General features: G+C 46.8%; 13 protein-coding genes. 9 read left to right on the plus strand and 4 right to left on the minus strand.

Annotated features, from left to right (window positions below):
* The first annotated feature begins 58 nt into the window (after window positions 1-58).
* The 7 genes from nirB to M1D84_RS09540 all read left to right on the plus strand — a co-directional run bounded on the left by nirB (window position 59) and on the right by M1D84_RS09540 (window position 8,277).
* Window positions 59-2,470, plus strand: a complete 2,412-nt coding sequence (gene nirB / locus M1D84_RS09510; RefSeq protein ID WP_024422643.1) for a nitrite reductase large subunit NirB — start codon at window positions 59-61, stop codon at window positions 2,468-2,470.
* 23 nt (window positions 2,471-2,493) lie between these two features.
* Window positions 2,494-2,817 (plus strand): nitrite reductase small subunit NirD, encoded by a 324-nt coding sequence (gene nirD / locus M1D84_RS09515; protein WP_024422642.1) that lies wholly within the window; start codon window positions 2,494-2,496, stop codon window positions 2,815-2,817.
* Window positions 2,818-2,883: 66 nt separating this feature from the next.
* Window positions 2,884-3,585: a DUF421 domain-containing protein gene (locus M1D84_RS09520; protein WP_122630970.1), complete on the plus strand. Its 702-nt coding sequence runs from the start codon at window positions 2,884-2,886 to the stop codon at window positions 3,583-3,585.
* A gap of 88 nt (window positions 3,586-3,673) precedes the next feature.
* The gene (locus M1D84_RS09525) at window positions 3,674-4,648 is read left to right on the plus strand and encodes a pectinesterase family protein (protein WP_122630969.1); all 975 of its coding nucleotides are present in this window, start codon (window positions 3,674-3,676) and stop codon (window positions 4,646-4,648) included.
* Between the two features lie 126 nt (window positions 4,649-4,774).
* Window positions 4,775-6,259, plus strand: coding sequence for a D-alanyl-D-alanine carboxypeptidase/D-alanyl-D-alanine endopeptidase (dacB, locus tag M1D84_RS09530; protein ID WP_122630968.1), 1,485 nt, complete (start codon window positions 4,775-4,777; stop codon window positions 6,257-6,259).
* A 25-nt stretch (window positions 6,260-6,284) separates the two neighbouring features.
* Window positions 6,285-7,652, plus strand: a complete 1,368-nt coding sequence (locus M1D84_RS09535; RefSeq protein WP_332284277.1) for an MATE family efflux transporter — start codon at window positions 6,285-6,287, stop codon at window positions 7,650-7,652.
* 64 nt (window positions 7,653-7,716) lie between these two features.
* Window positions 7,717-8,277 carry a CatB-related O-acetyltransferase gene (locus M1D84_RS09540; protein WP_044333005.1) on the plus strand — a complete coding sequence of 187 codons (561 nt, stop codon included), beginning with the start codon at window positions 7,717-7,719 and terminating at the stop codon, window positions 8,275-8,277.
* A gap of 20 nt (window positions 8,278-8,297) precedes the next feature.
* Here M1D84_RS09540 and M1D84_RS09545 read toward each other — a convergent pair whose 3' ends face one another.
* Complete coding sequence (locus tag M1D84_RS09545) at window positions 8,298-14,762, minus strand: hypothetical protein (protein WP_458106456.1); 6,465 nt, start codon at window positions 14,760-14,762, stop codon at window positions 8,298-8,300.
* A gap of 183 nt (window positions 14,763-14,945) precedes the next feature.
* Here M1D84_RS09545 and M1D84_RS09550 point away from each other — a divergent pair, with 183 nt between their 5' ends.
* Entirely contained in the window at window positions 14,946-15,965 is a 1,020-nt protein-coding gene (locus M1D84_RS09550) for an LLM class flavin-dependent oxidoreductase (protein ID WP_332284278.1), read from the plus strand.
* Window positions 15,966-16,003: 38 nt separating this feature from the next.
* On the opposite strand, the gene M1D84_RS09555 is transcribed toward M1D84_RS09550, so the two are convergent.
* On the minus strand, window positions 16,004-16,624 hold the full coding sequence (locus M1D84_RS09555) for an acetate uptake transporter (protein WP_024425703.1): 621 nt from the start codon (window positions 16,622-16,624) through the stop codon (window positions 16,004-16,006).
* 142 nt (window positions 16,625-16,766) lie between these two features.
* Between M1D84_RS09555 and M1D84_RS09560 the strand changes: the two genes are divergently transcribed.
* Window positions 16,767-17,588 (plus strand): uroporphyrinogen-III synthase, encoded by an 822-nt coding sequence (locus M1D84_RS09560; RefSeq protein WP_198457388.1) that lies wholly within the window; start codon window positions 16,767-16,769, stop codon window positions 17,586-17,588.
* Window positions 17,589-17,626: 38 nt separating this feature from the next.
* Here the strand turns inward: M1D84_RS09560 and M1D84_RS09565 are convergent, their stop codons facing one another.
* Both M1D84_RS09565 and galU read right to left on the minus strand, forming a co-directional pair.
* Window positions 17,627-18,229 carry a DedA family protein gene (locus M1D84_RS09565; protein WP_024425701.1) on the minus strand — a complete coding sequence of 201 codons (603 nt, stop codon included), beginning with the start codon at window positions 18,227-18,229 and terminating at the stop codon, window positions 17,627-17,629.
* 53 nt (window positions 18,230-18,282) lie between these two features.
* Entirely contained in the window at window positions 18,283-19,164 is an 882-nt protein-coding gene (galU, locus tag M1D84_RS09570; RefSeq protein ID WP_332284281.1) for a UTP--glucose-1-phosphate uridylyltransferase GalU, read from the minus strand.
* Window positions 19,165-19,167: the final 3 nt, after the last annotated feature.

Consider the following 19,167-nt stretch of genomic DNA (forward strand, 5'->3'; position numbering starts at 1 on the left):
CATCTATGTTTAGATTATGGTATTTTCTAAAAAATGATCACATGAGGGGTGTTTATTCATGAAAGAAAAACTCGTATTAGTGGGGAATGGTATGGCGGGCATTCGAAGCCTTGAAAACATTTTAAAAACAGACGGCGAACGATTCGACATGACGGTATTTGGGAGTGAACCGCATCCTAACTATAACCGAATTCTTTTATCGAAAGTGCTTCAAGGAGATACGAAGGTCGAGGATATTACGTTAAACGATTGGAACTGGTATCAAGAGCATAATATTCAGCTGTTTACAAACGAGACCATTGTGAAGATTGATACAGAGAACCAAACGGTCATCAGTGATCAAGGACGGACCGTGCATTATGACCGATTGATTTTAGCAACTGGGTCCCTTCCATTCATCCTGCCAATTCCAGGGAGTGATAAAAAAGGCGTAACGGCTTTTCGTACATTGCAAGACACTGAGGAAATGGTCAATGCCTCTACCATGTACAAAAAAGCAGCAGTCATCGGAGGCGGACTCCTTGGGCTTGAAGCAGCACGCGGCCTATTAAACTTAGGCATGGAAGTGAATGTCATTCATCTCAGCTCTCATTTAATGGAACGCCAGCTAGACCCTATTGCAGGCCAGCTTCTTCAAAAAGCATTAGAAGAACAGGGGATGAAATTCCTGCTTGGAAAACAGACAAATGAGATTTTAGGAGATACAAGAGTAGAAGGATTATCATTTTCAGACGGCACTACACTTGAGACAGACCTAGTCGTCATGGCTGCGGGAATTAAACCAAGTAAAATGCTTGCAGAAATAAGCGGGCTTGAAGTGAACCGAGGGATTATTGTCAATGATTTCATGGAAACAAGTGTACCGGGCATTTATGCCGTCGGCGAATGTGTGGAACACAGGGGACAAACGTACGGATTAGTTGCTCCTTTATACGATCAAGCGGCTGTACTTGCCAAGCATGTATGCGGCTTGAACCCTGCTCCATATGAAGGCTCTGTTCTCTCAACACAGCTGAAAGTATCAGGAGTTGATGTGTTTTCAGCTGGTGATTTTATTGAAAACGATGAGAAAAAGGCGATTAAAATTTTTGACGAACAAAAAGGCATCTATCAAAAACTCGTCTTCCAGCAAAACCGATTAGTAGGCGCCGTCATGTTTGGAGAAACAAGCGACGGACCTCGTTTATTCTCGTACATTAAAGAAGGAATAGATATGTCGGATATGGAGAAGGTATCTGTCTTAACCTCCAATGATTCGGCGCAAGAAAGCACGATTGACAGCATGGCAAACGACCATATCGTTTGCGGCTGTAATGGCGTGTCAAAAGGGCAGATTGTAGAAGCCATTCAGAAAGAAGGCTTAACAACGTTTCAGGAAGTCAAGCAATGTACAAGTGCCTCACGATCTTGCGGAGGCTGTCAGCCTGTTGTCGAAGAGATTCTTTGGCATACGCTAGGTGAGGATGCAAGCCGGACAGCCCAAAAAGAAACCATCTGTGCCTGCACCACTCTTTCACGAGATGAAGTCATTCATGAAATCAAAGAAAAAGGCTTGCAGCATGTCAAAGAAGTAATGAATGTACTTGACTGGAATACAGAAGAGGGCTGTTCAAAATGCCGACCTGCACTGAATTATTATTTAGGCATGCTTTATCCACTTGAATACAAAGATGAAAAGAGCTCACGCTTTGTAAATGAACGGATGCATGCCAATATTCAAAACGATGGTACCTATTCAGTTGTTCCGCGAATGTACGGCGGCGTCACCAATGCAAATGACTTGAGGAAAATAGCCGATGTCGTCGACAAATATGAAATACCGCTTGTGAAAATGACTGGCGGTCAGCGTATCGATCTTCTAGGTGTCAAAAAAGAAGATTTACCAAAAGTGTGGGCGGATCTAGATATGCCATCGGGTTATGCTTATGGGAAATCTTTAAGAACAGTTAAAACATGTGTTGGAGAACAATTTTGCAGGTTCGGCACGCAGGACTCCATGGCTCTTGGAATTGCACTTGAAAAGAAATTTGAAGGTCTTGCGACACCGCATAAAGTAAAAATGGCCGTCTCTGCTTGTCCGAGAAACTGTGCAGAGTCTGGAATTAAAGACCTCGGTATCGTGGGGATAGATGGAGGGTTTGAATTGTACGCCGGCGGAAATGGCGGCACACACCTGCGGGCTGGAGATTTATTAATGAAGGTCAGTACAGCAGAAGAAGTAGAGCAAATGGCCGCAGCATACCTGCAATATTACAGAGAAACGGCAAATTATTTAGAAAGAACCTCTGCTTGGGTTGAGCGACTTGGGTTAGATCATATTCAATCAGTACTCCTGGATGATGAAAAACGAGCAGCCTTAATCGAAAGAATGGACATTGCGCTTTCAACATATGAAGAGCCTTGGCAGGAGCTTCGCGAGAGCCAAAAAGACACGAGACAATTATTTCAAAAAGCGACGGCTTCCGTATAAATCAATTGAAGGGATGAGATCATATGACAGTTTCAGTTGTTAAAGTTCACATTGGCACCCTATCAGATTTTCCGCTCCAGCTAGGGAAAACAGTTGAAGCCGGTACACTTGAATTAGCTGTTTTTCAAACTTCTAATAAGCAGTTCAAAGCCATTGAAAATCGCTGTCCTCATAAAGGCGGCGTTCTGGCTGAAGGCATGGTCAGCGGCAATCACGTTTTCTGTCCAATGCATGATTGGAAGATTGATCTTTCATCAGGAAACGTTCAAGCACCAGATCACGGATGCGTTAAAACATATGAAACATTCGTTGAAGGGGATAATGTCTTTATTTTATTGCCTTCATAAATGGTTTAGATCCTTCCTTTCATGTATATGCTGTATATAAATGCAGCAAGAAAGGAAGGAATTTTTGTGCCGTTCGTTAATATTTTGATTGAACTCTTAATCGGATTTTTCGCTTTATTTTTTATTACAAAATTATTAGGGAAAACACAATTTGCACAAATCACACCGTTTGATTTCATTTCTGCACTAATTTTAGGCGAAATGGTCGGAAACGCTATTTTTGATCCGGAAGTCAGGATTCAGCACATTTTATTTGCTGTTGCAGTATGGGGCGTTCTCATTTATACAGTTGAATGGCTTTCACAGCGCTTTAAATCCATTCGCGCTTTTTTAGAAGGAAGACCTAGTCTTGTGATTGATAAGGGGAAGATTCGCTACAATCGGTTGAAGAAGAATATGCTTGATATCAATCAGCTGCAGACACTGGTTCGCGCAAAAGGCCATTTTGCCCTGAATGAAATTGAATATGCTATTTTGGAAACGGACGGCTCTGTCAGCGTTCTTCCGAAAATGAAATACGCCCCAGCCACAGCCGAAGATGTGAACGTGAAGGGAAAAGAAGTGAAATTGCCTAGAACGTTTATTATTGACGGCGAAATTTTAAAAAAAGATCTTCAAGAAGCCGGTTTTGATGAATCCTGGCTAAATGAGCAATTAAAAAAGCAGCATATTTCCTCTTATCGAGACGTTCTATTTTGTGAATGGATTGAAAATGAAGGGATTTATGCGATGCAATATGAAGAGTCTAAAAAAACATCCACAACATAAAAACGTGGGTGTTTTTTTGTGCGTGTACGGAATAGGATCAAAAAGAATGTTTGATGAAAACGTTCACAAAATGAGGGGGAGATATGTGATGAAATTTAGAAACGTATGGATGGTCATGGTCTTGTCTTTCTTTCTTTTTGACCCAGCTTCACTTCAAGCAGCAGAAGCCGGGCATAACCGCGTCCTTGTCGTTGATCAAAAGGGAAGCGGGACATACCGCACCGTTCAGTCTGCCATTGATGCGATTCCAGCAAACAATCAACAACCGGCAACGATCTATATTAAAAATGGCGTATATAAAGAAAAAATATTGCTTCCGCAAAATAAACCACACGTATCCTTTATTGGCGAAAACCAGCACAAGACGATTCTTACGTATGATGATACAAATGCAAGCACTGGGAGTACAACAAACAGCTCAAGCACAATGATTCGTGCAAACGATTTTTATGCAGAAAATATCACCTTTCAAAATACAGCTGGCAGACATGCGGGTCAGGCAGTTGCGCTGTATGTGTCTGGCGACCGGGCTGTGTTCAAACAAATACGTGTGTTAGGCTATCAAGATACACTTTATGCAACAGGCACAGGGCGGCAATATTACGAAAACTGCTATATTGAAGGCACGGTCGATTTTATTTTTGGATCAGCCACAGCTGTGTTTAAAAGAGCTGAAATAAAAAGCCTTGGAAATGGGTATATTACTGCAGCATCCACTACAGAAGCGCAAAGGTACGGCTATGTATTCATGGACTCAACGCTGAAAAAGGGGACGGCAGCTGTGCAATCGGTTTATTTAGGACGTCCGTGGAGACCTTATTCGGCTGTAACATTCCTCCATACAAAAATGGATGATCATGTGAAAGCAGAGGGATGGCATAACTGGGATAACCGTGACAACGAAAGAACGGCCAGATATAAAGAATTTGGATCGACAGGAGCGGGAAGCAGTCCAGCAAACCGCGTAAAATGGTCAACCATTTTAACCCAAAATGAAGCAAGTCAAATCACAGTTCAGGCTGTTCTTGGCGGAGCCGATGGCTGGAATCCAGAAAAGAGGTAAAGGGCTTGTCAGTTTTCGTCAAAGAAAGCTGACTTTTCTGTTTAAAAAACCTTTGAGAACAAACGTTCTTTTGTGTATAATGAACATATTCTTCTAAAATTGGCTGCAACAAAAAGGAGGGATTGCGTGAAGCGTTTTTCACAGCTCATGTTTTTACAAATATGTATCCTGTCGATTTTATTTCTCCCTTTTTCAGCGAAAGATGAACAACTCAAAGCTCGTGACGATTCACTTCAATGGATGACAGCTTTAGACGAATTCATACGAACAGCACCTGATTTAGAGGGCGCGATCTCTGGCATCAGCGTCCGCGATACTTCTGACACCTCTCTTCTTTATGAACATCAAGCCGATATTCGTCTTACTCCTGCTTCTAATATGAAACTGCTCACATCAGCCATCACACTTGATATACTTGGAGAAACACACACATTCCCTACAGACATCTGGATGGATGGTTCTATTCAAAAGAAAACGCTACATGGCAGCCTTTATCTTCGTGGCACCGGCGATCCGACTTTATTAGAGGAGGATTTTGCAGCACTCGCCAAACAGGTCAAAAAGGCCGGAATACATACCATTCGCGGACAGCTTGCGGCAGATGACACTTGGTTTGATGACACGAGATACTCGATTGACCTGCCTTGGAGTGATGAGGATCAATATTACGGGGCACAAATTTCTGCTCTCACGGCTTCACCGAATCAAGATTATGATGCAGGGACCGTGATTCTGGAAGTAAAACCAGGAAAAAAAGCAGGACAGAAAGCCGCATATGATATGATTCCGAAAACGGATGTCGCTCAAGTCATCAATCAAGTGAAAACAGTTCCAGAAGGCGGAAAAAAGAAAATCTCTTTTAAGCGCTCTCACGGAACCAACAAGATTACGCTGACTGGGACCATTCCGGTGAAAGCAAGCTCATCTAAACAATGGGTAGCTTTATTGGATCCGGCCGCCTATGCTTTAGACTTAATGAAACGAGCGTTAAAGGCGGAAGGGATTCAAGTAAAGGGACCGCTGAAATCAAAACAAGTTCCTAAACAAGCCAAAAAAATTGCTTCCCATACATCGATGCCATTATCAGAGCTGCTTGTTCCTATGATGAAATTAAGCAACAATACCCATGCAGAAATTTTGCTAAAGGAACTAGGTAAAAAAGTGAAGAACAAAGGGAGCTTTGAAGCTGGGCTGGATGTCATGAATGAACGGCTTCCTGCGTTTGGCATCGATCCTTCGCTTGCAGTGCTGCGTGACGGATCGGGGATATCACCTATTAACCTTGTCTCCGCTAACCAGTTCACTTTATTTTTGACAAACATTCAAAAAGAAAAATGGTTTAAAACCTATGAACATGCGCTCCCTTTAGCAGGGGCAAGTGAACGAATGGTGGGGGGAACGTTAAGGAACAGATTGAAGGAACCAGCTACACTAGAAAAAGTACGTGCAAAAACAGGGTCGTTAACAACGGTCAGCACACTTTCTGGATATATTGACACGCAGGGCGGAAAAACGCTCGCTTTTTCCATTTTATTAAATCACCTTGTTGATGACGAAAAAGGGAAAGAGATAGAAGACCGTATTGTCAGCATACTAGCTGAGAATCTTTAGATTTAGAGAGAGAAGGAGAACCATCATGACGTTAGATAATAATCAATCTTTAGTAAAAACCATGTCCATTTTTCTCATCCCGCTTTTGCTAAGTAATATTTTGCAATCGATCGGACAATTAGTGTCAATTGTTCTTGTCGGAAGATGGATTGGAGAGGATGCAGTAGCTGCCATTTCTGCATTCTTTCCGCTTTTCTTTTTACTCGTTTCTTTTTCCATTGGCATTGGATCGGGGAGCTCGATCCTTATTGGACAAGCGTATGGAGCAAAAAATGAACAGAAATTAAAAGAAATTATTGGCACAACGCTTTCATTCACTTTTTTAATCGGGGTATCTTTAGCGATCATTGGAGGTTTTTTCGCAACTAATATCTTAAACCTCATGGGAACACCCGCTAATATCGTGGAGGAAAGTGCGGCATATGCCAGAATTCTATTCATCTCAATGCCGATCTTATTTCTTTATTTTGTTTATACGACCTTCTTGAGGGGAACAGGGGATTCGAAAACACCTTTTTATTTCTTAATGATTAGTACGGCAACGAATATTTTGATGCTGCCCATTTTATTATTTGGCTGGCTGGGACTGCCGGCGTTCGGCTTATATGGCGCTGCGTATGCTTCTGTGATTTCAACAATTGTGACGTTTATCATTCTACATATCTACTTATATAAGACAAAGCACCCGCTTCGCATTGATGCATCGGTGAGAAAGCATTTATTGATGAAAGGGGATCTATTAAAAACGTTATTAAAGCTTAGTATCCCATCAAGCATTAATATGATCCTTATTTCTTTATCAGAAATTGCCGTTATTTCTTTCGTCAACGATTATGGATCACAGGCGACAGCTGCCTATGGTGTTGTCAATCAAGTCGTGAGTTATGTGCAGATGCCGGCAGTGAGTCTTGGCATTGCGGTCTCGATCTTTGCAGCACAATTCATTGGTGCAGGGAATATGAATCGACTGAAAGATGTCATTAAAATTGGGTTAGGACTTAACTTTGCCATAGGCGGATGTATCATTATTTTCGTTTATATTTTTGCACCGCAGATTTTATCTATCTTTTTAACAGATCCTAAGACGATAGACATTGCCTATAGTTTGGTCGTCATTACACTATGGAGCTATCTCATTTTTGGAACGGCCCAAATTGTTGCAGCCACAATGAGAGCAAGCGGGACAGTTCTTTGGCCAACGATCTTTAGTATTTGTTCCATTTGGCTTGTAGAAGTACCAGTCGCTTATGTGCTATCACACTATACATCCCTTGGCATTAAGGGAATATGGATTGGCTACCCTGCTGCGTTCTTTGTGAACTTACTCCTCCAATACAGCTACTATCAGCTCGTATGGAAGAAAAAACAAATTGTAGCGCTTGTTCAATCATAATGTGAAAGCGTAAAGCAGCATATACATACGAAGATCTCTCACTTTTAAGGAGGCCGGATCTTTTATGTTTTTGAATCAAAGAAGTGAACTAAGCTCGTACAATATCGGTGACTTTTCTTATGCCGGACCAGATTTCCAAGTGTTGACGTGGGGGGAAGGAACGACATTACATATTGGGAAGTTTTGTTCTATCGCAAACGAGGTGAAAATTTTTCTAGGCGGGGAACACCGTACTGATTGGGTCACAACGTACCCGTTTAATCAAATTTTTAAAGAAGCTGCCCATATTAAAGGACATCCCAAATCGAAGGGGGATGTTCATATTGGACATGACGTATGGATTGGATATGGTGCAACGATTATGTCAGGAGTATGTATAGGAAACGGGGCCGTGATCGGAGCAAATAGTGTAATCACAAAAGATGTGCCGCCATATGCAATTGCCGCAGGAAATCCCCAGCAGCTCATGAAATATCGATTTTCATCCGAAATAATCGAAAAACTGCAGTTATTAGAATGGTGGAATTTAGAGCTTTCAATCATCCAATCTATTTTTCACCTTTTACAATCTCATGATATTGAACGTTGTATAACTGTAATAGAAGATATAAAAAAGAAAGGCTGAGAAAGCCTTTCTTTTTTAGTTTAGCTGAGCCGTATGATGGTCAAGGTAGCACCTGCAGCACCGCCCCCGCCAACTAAAATAGCTGTGACAACTGCCCCAAAAAACTGCAGTGAAATGGTGCTTCCAGCTGTTATATTGACGATTAAAGTATTATTGAGAAACGAAGTAGAGATAACCGGTGATTGAACAGAACCAGGCACAGTATCTCCATTTAAAAGCAAACGTGTATTAATTAAAAGAGCTGTTGTGGTGTTGACTTGATACGTAATATAATATTTACCAGTTTGCAAAACGGTAAAAACAGTGCTCGTTCCGTTTGCGGTAAAGTTAGTAATGTTTTGTAAATTCGGCAGAGGAATATTCGTTCCACTAGCTACAGTGATAATGGTAGATCCAGAACTATTAGCAGCATAAAGTGCTGTATCCGTAAAACCACCTGTTCCAGTAGCCCCAGTAGCCCCAGTGACACCAGTAACACCGGTAGCGCCAGTAGGTCCGGTTGGTCCGGTGATACCTGTAGCGCCGGTAGCTCCAGTAATCCCCGTGGCACCAGTAGGTCCGGTAGCTCCAGTGATCCCCGTTGCGCCAGTAGGTCCAGTTGATCCGGTAATCCCCGTTGCGCCGGTAGGCCCGGTAGCTCCAGTAATCCCCGTGGCACCAGTAGATCCGGTTGATCCGGTAATCCCCGTTGCGCCGGTAGGCCCGGTAGCTCCAGTAATCCCCGTGGCACCAGTAGATCCGGTTGATCCGGTAATCCCCGTGGCACCAGTAGGACCAGTTAATCCAGTAGGTCCAGTAATCCCCGTGGCACCAGTAGGCCCAGTTGATCCAGTGATCCCCGTGGCACCAGTAGGTCCGGTAGCTCCAGTGATCCCTGTTGCGCCAGTAGGCCCTGTTGATCCGGTGATACCTGTCACCCCAGTAGGACCAGTTGGTCCGGTAATCCCAGTAGCGCCGGTAGGTCCAGTTGCTCCGGTAATCCCAGTGGCACCAGTAGGCCCGGTAGCTCCAGTAATCCCCGTGGCACCAGTAGGTCCGGTAGCTCCAGTGATCCCCGTTGCGCCAGTAGGTCCAGTTGATCCGGTAATCCCCGTTGCGCCGGTAGGACCAGTAGGTCCAGTAATCCCAGTGGCACCAGTAGGCCCAGTTGATCCAGTGATCCCCGTTGCGCCGGTAGGACCAGTAGGTCCAGTAATCCCAGTGGCACCAGTAGGTCCGGTAGCTCCAGTGATCCCTGTTGCGCCAGTAGGCCCTGTTGATCCGGTGATACCTGTCACCCCAGTAGGACCAGTTGGTCCGGTAATCCCAGTAGCGCCGGTAGGTCCAGTTGCTCCGGTAATCCCCGTGGCACCAGTAGGCCCGGTAGCTCCAGTAATCCCAGTGGCACCAGTAGGACCAGTAGGTCCAGTGATCCCAGTGGCACCAGTAGGCCCTGTTGCTCCAGTGATACCTGTAGCCCCAGTAGCCCCAGTAGGACCAGTAGGTCCAGTGCTGCCTGTAGTACCCGTATCTCCAGTTGATCCGGTAATCCCCGTTGCGCCGGTAGGCCCGGTAGCTCCAGTAATCCCAGTGGCACCGGTAGGTCCGGTAGCCCCAGTGATACCTGTAGCGCCGGTAGGTCCAGTTGCTCCGGTAATCCCCGTGGCACCGGTAGGTCCAGTTGCCCCAGTGCTACCCGTGGCACCAGTAGGTCCGGTAGCTCCAGTAATCCCAGTGGCACCAGTAGATCCGGTTGATCCGGTAATCCCTGTGGCGCCGGTAGGCCCGGTAGATCCGGTGATCCCCGTGGCACCAGTAGGTCCTGTTGGTCCAGTGCTACCCGTGGCACCCGTATCTCCAGTAGATCCGGTAATCCCAGTGGTGCCGGTAGGCCCAGTTGATCCAGTGCTACCCGTGGCACCAGTAGGCCCGGTAGCTCCAGTAATCCCAGTAGCACCAGTAGGACCAGTAGGTCCAGTGCTGCCTGTAGTACCCGTATCTCCAGTTGATCCGGTAATCCCCGTGGCACCGGTAGAACCAGTTGATCCGGTAATCCCCGTGGCACCAGTAGGACCAGTTGATCCAGTACTACCTGTGGCACCAGTAGGCCCAGTAGCTCCCGTAATCCCTGTTGCGCCAGTAGGTCCAGTTGATCCAGTACTACCTGTGGCACCGGTAGAACCAGTTGATCCAGTGATCCCCGTTGCGCCAGTAGGCCCTGTTGACCCAGTGATCCCAGTGGCACCGGTATCTCCAGTTGCCCCAGTAATCCCTGTAGCCCCGGTAGGACCTGTTGAACCAGTGATACCTGTAGCACCCGTATCTCCAGTTGACCCAGTAATACCAGTTGCACCAGTAGGTCCGGTTGATCCGGTGATTCCCGTTGCACCAGTAGGTCCTGTTGGTCCAGTGCTACCCGTGGCACCCGTATCTCCAGTTGATCCGGTGATACCTGTCACCCCAGTAGGACCAGTTGGTCCAGTGCTACCCGTGGCACCAGTAGGCCCGGTAGCTCCAGTAATCCCAGTGGCACCAGTAGGACCAGTAGGTCCAGTGATCCCCGTGGCACCAGTAGGCCCAGTAGCTCCCGTAATCCCTGTTGCGCCAGTAGGTCCAGTTGATCCAGTACTACCTGTGGCACCGGTAGAACCAGTTGATCCAGTGATCCCCGTTGCGCCGGTAGGCCCGGTAGCTCCAGTAATCCCAGTGGCACCGGTAGGTCCGGTAGCCCCAGTGATACCTGTAGCCCCGGTAGGTCCAGTTGCTCCGGTAATCCCAGTGGCACCGGTAGGTCCAGTTGCCCCAGTGCTACCCGTGGCACCAGTAGACCCGGTAGCTCCAGTAATCCCAGTGGCACCAGTAGATCCGGTTGATCCGGTAATCCCTGTGGCGCCGGTAGGCCCGGTAGATCCAGTTGCCCCAGTGCTACCCGTGGCACCAGTAGACCCGGTAGCTCCAGTAATCCCAGTGGCACCAGTAGATCCGGTTGATCCGGTAATCCCTGTGGCGCCGGTAGGCCCGGTAGATCCGGTGATCCCCGTGGCACCAGTAGGTCCTGTTGGTCCAGTGCTACCCGTGGCACCCGTATCTCCAGTAGATCCGGTAATCCCAGTGGTGCCGGTAGGCCCAGTTGATCCAGTGCTACCCGTGGCACCAGTAGGCCCGGTAGCTCCAGTAATCCCAGTAGCACCAGTAGCACCAGTAGGACCAGTAGGTCCAGTGCTGCCTGTAGTACCCGTATCTCCAGTTGATCCGGTAATCCCCGTGGCACCGGTAGAACCAGTTGATCCGGTAATCCCCGTGGCACCAGTAGGACCAGTTGATCCAGTACTACCTGTGGCACCAGTAGGCCCAGTAGCTCCCGTAATCCCTGTTGCGCCAGTAGGTCCAGTTGATCCAGTACTACCTGTGGCACCGGTAGAACCAGTTGATCCAGTGATCCCCGTTGCGCCAGTAGGCCCTGTTGACCCAGTGATCCCAGTGGCACCGGTATCTCCAGTTGCCCCAGTAATCCCTGTAGCCCCGGTAGGACCTGTTGAACCAGTGATACCTGTAGCACCCGTATCTCCAGTTGACCCAGTAATACCAGTTGCACCAGTAGGTCCGGTTGATCCGGTGATTCCCGTTGCACCAGTAGGCCCTGTTGCTCCAGTGATCCCTGTAGCCCCAGTAGGACCAGTAGGTCCAGTGCTGCCTGTAGTACCCGTATCTCCAGTAGATCCGGTAATCCCCGTTGCGCCGGTAGGCCCGGTAGCTCCCGTAATCCCCGTGGCACCGGTAGGTCCGGTAGTCCCAGTGATACCTGTAGCCCCGGTAGGTCCAGTTGATCCGGTAATCCCCGTGGCACCGGTAGGTCCAGTTGCCCCAGTGATCCCCGTGGCACCAGTAGGTCCTGTTGGTCCAGTGCTACCCGTGGCACCCGTATCTCCAGTTGATCCGGTGATACCTGTCACCCCAGTAGGACCAGTAGGTCCAGTGCTGCCTGTAGTACCCGTATCTCCAGTAGATCCGGTAATCCCAGTGGTGCCGGTAGGCCCAGTTGATCCAGTGCTACCCGTGGCACCAGTAGGCCCGGTAGCTCCAGTAATCCCCGTGGCACCAGTAGGACCAGTAGGTCCAGTGCTGCCTGTAGTACCCGTATCTCCAGTAGATCCGGTAATCCCCGTTGCGCCGGTAGGCCCGGTAGCTCCAGTAATCCCAGTGGCACCAGTAGATCCGGTTGATCCGGTAATCCCTGTGGCGCCGTTAGGCCCGGTAGATCCGGTGATCCCCGTGGCACCAGTAGGTCCTGTTGGTCCAGTGCTACCCGTGGCACCAGTATCTCCAGTTGATCCGGTGATTCCCGTGGCACCAGTAGGTCCTGTTGGTCCAGTGCTACCCGTGGCACCCGTATCTCCAGTTGATCCGGTGATACCTGTCACCCCAGTAGGACCAGTTGGTCCAGTGCTGCCTGTAGTACCCGTATCTCCAGTAGATCCGGTAATCCCAGTGGCGCCGGTAGGCCCAGTTGATCCGGTGATTCCCGTTGCACCAGTAGGCCCTGTTGCTCCAGTGATCCCTGTAGCCCCGGTAGGACCTGTTGACCCAGTGATCCCAGTGGCACCGGTATCTCCAGTTGACCCAGTAATCCCAGTGGCACCGGTAGAACCAGTTGATCCGGTAATCCCAGTGGCACCAGTAGGACCAGTTGATCCAGTACTACCTGTGGCACCAGTAGGCCCAGTAGCTCCCGTAATCCCTGTTGCGCCAGTAGGTCCAGTTGATCCAGTACTACCTGTGGCACCGGTAGAACCAGTTGATCCAGTGATCCCCGTTGCGCCAGTAGGCCCTGTTGACCCAGTGATCCCAGTGGCACCGGTATCTCCAGTTGCCCCAGTAATCCCTGTAGCCCCGGTAGGACCTGTTGAACCAGTGATACCTGTAGCACCCGTATCTCCAGTTGACCCAGTAATACCAGTTGCACCAGTAGGTCCGGTTGATCCGGTGATTCCCGTTGCGCCGGTAGGCCCGGTAGCTCCAGTAATCCCAGTGGCACCGGTAGGTCCGGTAGCCCCAGTGATACCTGTAGCCCCGGTAGGTCCAGTTGATCCGGTAATCCCAGTGGCGCCGGTAGGCCCGGTAGATCCGGTGATCCCCGTGGCACCCGTATCTCCAGTTGATCCGGTGATACCTGTCACCCCAGTAGGACCAGTGCTGCCTGTAGTACCCGTATCTCCAGTTGATCCGGTAATCCCAGTGGCGCCGGTAGGCCCAGTTGATCCAGTGCTACCCGTGGCACCAGTAGGACCGGTAGAACCAGTAGATCCGGTAATCCCCGTGGCACCCGTATCACCAGTTACTCCAGTGATACCTGTAGCACCAGTAGGTCCGGTTAATCCGGTGATCCCCGTGGCGCCGGTAGGACCAGTTGATCCAGTACTACCCGTGGCACCAGTAGGACCGGTAGCTCCAGTAATCCCCGTGGCACCAGTAGGACCGGTAGCTCCAGTGATCCCCGTTGCGCCAGTAGGTCCAGTTGATCCAGTAATCCCCGTGGCACCGATAGGTCCGGTAGCCCCAGTAATCCCCGTGGCACCGGTAGGTCCAGTTGATCCGGTAATCCCCGTGGCACCAGTAGGCCCAGTTGATCCAGTAATCCCCGTGGCACCGGTAGGTCCAGTTGATCCGGTAATCCCCGTGGCACCAGTAGGCCCAGTTGATCCGGTAATCCCCGTGGCACCAGTAGGTCCAGTTGACCCGGTAATCCCCGTGGCACCCGTATCACCAGTTACTCCAGTGATACCTGTAGCACCAGTAGGTCCGGTTAATCCGGTGATCCCAGTGGCGCCGGTAGGACCTGTTGGTCCAGTGTTACCTGTGGTACCCGCCACACCGGTAGGGCCAGTTTCACCTGGTGCTGCTAAAAGTGTGTAATCTGGCGACGTATCTGGCGTACCTGAAGGTGGTGCAGAATCCACAATATACGTACCACCACCATAAGTGACCACTTGACCTACTGAATATGTTGGTGCCATAACAGGATCATAGGCTTCAATACCACTTAATCCGATCCCAGTAGGACCCGTAGGACCAGTTTCTCCAGAAGCAGCTAAAAGGGTATAGTCGGGGGAGAGTCCAGGTATTCCTGATGGAGCGTCAACATTGGCAATGTAAGTACTGCCATCAAACGTGACCACTTGCCCTGCATCGTAATCTTGTGATTGTGAGGGATTAAAAGGAAGGGCGCCGGTTAACCCGCCAGCAGGTCCAGTAGGTCCGGTTGGTCCAGGGGGACCTGCTGGGCCTGCCGGGCCTCTTGGTCCAGCTCTTTGATTTTGTTTTGATTGTTTTATTCCTTTTGCAATGTGGCAAGGTTGATTCCCTTGAGATGTATTTTGTTTTGAATATTCTTGTTTAATGAATGGACAGTCTCTTTTTCGAGGACGGTCATGACGTGATCTTTTGTAATGAGGCTGTTCATGGTATTTACCGCAAAAGGGACATTTGTGTTCGAATTGATTGTACAAATTTGCCCATCTCCTAGAATTGATATTTCATTCTATGTGCAAATTTTCAAATTGGAAGTAAAACCTAGAAAATCATCATTTCGAAAATCATCGAATCAAATCATTTAAATCTTTCATTGATTTGTGTTATGGTGTTGAAAGTATAAAATAGTATGATTTTTGACAGAAATGGGGACATCATATATGAGTCAATCAGTTTTACAAGGCAAAGCCTATTCCGTTTTAAATTTATCCTCAGTGACAGAAGGAGGTACCATTAAAGAATCTTTTGATCGTAGTATGGATTTAGCAAAGAAGGCGGAGAAGTGGGGTTATCATAGATACTGGCTGGCAGAACACCATAACATGGAAGGGGTAGCGAGCTCTGCAACGTCTGTTTTAATTGGATATATTGCGGGAGGAACCGAAAAAATTCGAGTAGGATCTGGCGGGATTATGCTGCCAAACCACTCTTCACTTGTCATTGCCGAACAATTTGGCACACTTGAGACATTGTATCCAGGGAGAATTGATTTAGGTCTTGGCAGAGCACCAGGGACAGATCAGTTAACAGCAAGAGCGCTTAGACGTAATCTTCAAAACGGAGAAGATTTCCCTGAGCAGCTAGAAGAACTTCGTCAATATTTCAAGCCGACCGGACAGGTTAAAAAACATGTAAGAGCTGTTCCAGGAGAAGGCCTGGACATTCCAATTTGGCTCCTTGGTTCAAGCGGTTTTAGCGCTAGACTTGCAGGAGAACTTGGCTTGCCATTTGCCTTTGCAGCACATTTCTCACCTAAAAATACAATTCCCGCGTTAGAGTTGTACAGACAGTCATTTAGAGCTTCTGATGTATTAAAAGAGCCTTATGCCATGGTCGGTGTGACGGTTTTTGCTTCAGATCAAACAGAACGGGCTGAATATTTGGCAACCTCTCATTATCAGCGGTTTTTAAGTCTCATTCGCAACACACCAGGAAAACTGAAGGCGCCTGTCGACAGCATGGACGGTCTTTGGAGTCCATATGAAAAGGCGATGGTGGATGAACAATTAAGCTCGACTATCATTGGGGATAAAGAAAAAGTGAAAACAGAATTAGAAGCCTTTATAGAAGCTACTCAAGCAGATGAAGTGATGATTAATTCGGATATGTTTGACCATCAAGAAAGAATGCGCTCGTATGAAATCATCGGAGAGATTTTTCAAGAGGCACAAGAAAAATAAACATAAAAAAAGAACTGCACAGAGCAGTTCTTTTTTATTTAAGCTTTTGTAAAAATGCGAAATGGTTGTCCGATTGGCAGAACAATACGGCCAAAATGTGTATTAAGAACAACAGCTGCAGAACCATAAAATGAAAGCAGGGAAATGATCAATTCTGCAATACCAGCCATGGTATGAGTCACATCGTACATCACACCAAAAGTGCTAAGGGAAAGACCAATGAATAAGAAATCAATAAAGACGAAAATCAAAAATAACACTTTATGTGTTTCCATTGCACCAATCGTCATAAACAAGCTGAAAATCAAATAACCAATAAACGCAAAGCCTAGCTGTTTTGGATCTGCTGCTCCCGCAAGCGTTTTCCCAAAGACGCCGGCTTGAATGAGCCAAGTTGTTCCAACGCCCATCCAGAAAAGACCGAATGCGCCAAAAGCAGTGGCTCCAAAAATATTATGATGCTTTGAATCTTGTATGGACGCGATCAGCTGCGCGATTCCTCCAAGGAAGATAGCCCAAGGTAAAATAAGGGAAGTGCCATCTGTGATTCCTAGTTTTTGTGAGGACGCAACGAGCGTCACCATTGCTAAACCAAACAAACCAAGTGGTGTTGGGTCTGCAATTGATAATCGAATTGCTTGAACATTCTGTTTTTCCATAATGACCTCCTACAATTTGCACTTACAAAAGATACTCGAATTCGATAGAAACGTCAAGCTCTTTTTTAGTAGACACTTGCATCGTCTTCCAAATAAATCTATATTTAATACATATCAAATGTGATAGAAAAAGAGGGATAACATGAGTAAAGGCTTATCTGGAAAAACGATTGCCATTTGTGGAACAAGAAAAACAGAAGAAATGCGTACACTTGTCGAAAAACAAGGAGGACAAGCCGTTATTCGCTCTCTTCAAGGAACCGTATTTTTAGCCAAAGAGGATTTAAAGCCAGGCATAGAAACCTTTGTGAGGCAAGGGGCCGACTGGGTGATCTTGACAACAGGCATCGGTACAGATACATTGATTGAGAGTGCAGAAGAGCTGCAGCTTGGTAAAGAATTTATGAACATTCTATCAAACGCACATATTGCTTCAAGAGGGTACAAAACCTTTGCTGCGCTGAAAAAACGCGGAATTCAGCCAGAGGTCTCTGATGAAGACGGAACGGTTCGTGACTTGATTTCAAAGCTTGAAGACAAGGAGTTTCAAGGCAAACGCGTGATGGTGCAGCTTCATGGTGAAAATGCACCAGCTCTCATTCAGTTTTTACATGACAAGGGGGCAGATGTTTTGCCGCTTTTACCATATCAGCACACACCTCCTGAACCAGAGGCAGCTGAAACGCTGCTGCAAGAAATGAAAGATGGACAAGTTCATGCCGTCTGTTTTACAACCGCTGTCCAGGTCCACGCCTTTTTCAAACTAGCCGCAGAGTGGGGCAGAAAAGAAGAATTGCAAGCATTATTCGAACAGGATGTACTGGCAGTAGCTGTCGGAAAAGTTACGGCTGAAGCTTTAAAAGAAGAAGGAATAGACCGAATTCTTGCCCCGTCACTTGAGAGAATGGGAGCAATGATTATAGAATTATCTCAATATATGAAAAAACAATCAGCACACAAATAAAAAAACGCCTTTCACCAGATCAGTGAAAGGCGTTTTTGTTAGATTGTCCGTTTTCGATTCGTCCGAATTTTTTTGAGTACAAAGTAGAGAACAATCAGGACGATGGCAATGACCATAATAGGAGTTGTATAAGCATGAGCAACACTTTGAATATGATCCCATTTCGTCCCAAGCTGCATGCCAAGATAGATAAATAAGATAGACCAAGGGATGGCAGCTAATCCTGTCAAGAAAACAAATTTCAAAAAAGGCATCTTGGCAATACCCGCTGGAATCGAGATGGCATGACGGACAACAGGGATAAAGCGGGCGGTAAAGACTACACCGGTTCCATATCGATCAAACCAGCGCTCTGCAGTCGCGATATGATGTTCATGGATGAATAAATACTTTCCATACTTTGTTAAAAAAGGTCGTCCGCCGTACAGACCGATCCAGTAAATAAAACACTGGGCGAGCGTACCACCGATGACGCCGGCAATCACAGCTCCTACAAAACCAATTGTGCCTGTTGATACCATATATCCGCCATAGGCAAGTACAATTTCACTCGGAATGATTTCAATCATCAGTCCAAGTGCAACACCCGCGTAACCTAGGCTTGTCAGCCAGGTTAAAATTTCATTAAACAAGGTTCCCATTCATTTCACTCTGCCTTTAAATACGAATTTTCTTCAAGCATCCTTATAAGAGCCTATGCTTGTTTTTCTTCTCTCATGAGTATGCTTTGCATATATGCTAGCATGGCTGGCCGCATATCATGACGCATTAATCCAAGTTCTGCCGCTGCCTTAAATGAGCCGAGCTTATCACCAACGTCAAATCTCATCCCCTCTAATTGTGTTGCATAAATGGGTGATTCATGTGCAATGATTTTCAGCGCATCTGTCAGCTGGATTTCGTTCCCGGTACCTCTCTCGATTCCTTGTAAAATAGGAAAAATCGATGGTGTTAATAGGTACCTGCCCATGACGGCTAAATCGGAAGGAGCTTCATGAATTGCTGGCTTTTCCACTAAGTCTGTGACTTCAAACACTTGACCGTCTATTCTAGCTGGTCTTATCATACCATACTTACTGACATCTAGACGATCCACTTGCTGGACGCCAATGACCTCTCTTTGTTTGTCTTCAAAGACTTCCATGAGCTGAGAGAGTGCAGGTCTTTCTGACACCATGACATCATCACCTAAAAGGACCGCAAAAGGATCATTGCCAGTAAAATGACGTGCACATAATACCGCATGTCCAAGACCTAAGGGCTCCTTTTGACGAATATAATGAATATTGGCCATATCCGCAATATGTTTGATTTCAGCCAGCTGTTCTTCTTTCCCTTTTTCAAGCAAATTCTGTTCTAGCTCAATCGAACGGTCAAAGTGATCTTCAATCGATTTTTTATTTCTTCCTGTGATAATCAGTATATCTTCAATGCCTGATTGAACAGCCTCTTCAACTATGTATTGAATGGCGGGTTTGTCGATAATAGGCAGCATTTCTTTTGGCTGTGCTTTCGTTGCGGGTAAAAAACGTGTGCCTAATCCGGCTGCTGGTATGACGGCTTTTTTAATGTTCATTGA

It is taken from the genome of Bacillus sp. PK5-006, from assembly GCF_054161415.1.

What these genes read in the sequence shown, in the direction of transcription:
- M1D84_RS09525 (WP_122630969.1), top strand. Translation starts at nt 3,674, where the DNA reads ATGAAATTTAGAAACGTATGGATGGTCATGGTCTTGTCTTTCTTTCTT.
- nirD (WP_024422642.1), top strand. Translation starts at nt 2,494, where the DNA reads ATGACAGTTTCAGTTGTTAAAGTTCACATTGGCACCCTATCAGATTTT.
- M1D84_RS09540 (WP_044333005.1), top strand. Translation starts at nt 7,717, where the DNA reads ATGTTTTTGAATCAAAGAAGTGAACTAAGCTCGTACAATATCGGTGAC.
- M1D84_RS09565 (WP_024425701.1), bottom strand. Translation starts at nt 18,229, where the DNA reads ATGGGAACCTTGTTTAATGAAATTTTAACCTGGCTGACAAGCCTAGGT.
- M1D84_RS09550 (WP_332284278.1), top strand. Translation starts at nt 14,946, where the DNA reads ATGAGTCAATCAGTTTTACAAGGCAAAGCCTATTCCGTTTTAAATTTA.
- M1D84_RS09535 (WP_332284277.1), top strand. Translation starts at nt 6,285, where the DNA reads ATGACGTTAGATAATAATCAATCTTTAGTAAAAACCATGTCCATTTTT.
- M1D84_RS09555 (WP_024425703.1), bottom strand. Translation starts at nt 16,624, where the DNA reads ATGGAAAAACAGAATGTTCAAGCAATTCGATTATCAATTGCAGACCCA.
- M1D84_RS09560 (WP_198457388.1), top strand. Translation starts at nt 16,767, where the DNA reads ATGAGTAAAGGCTTATCTGGAAAAACGATTGCCATTTGTGGAACAAGA.
- galU (WP_332284281.1), bottom strand. Translation starts at nt 19,164, where the DNA reads ATGAACATTAAAAAAGCCGTCATACCAGCAGCCGGATTAGGCACACGT.
- nirB (WP_024422643.1), top strand. Translation starts at nt 59, where the DNA reads ATGAAAGAAAAACTCGTATTAGTGGGGAATGGTATGGCGGGCATTCGA.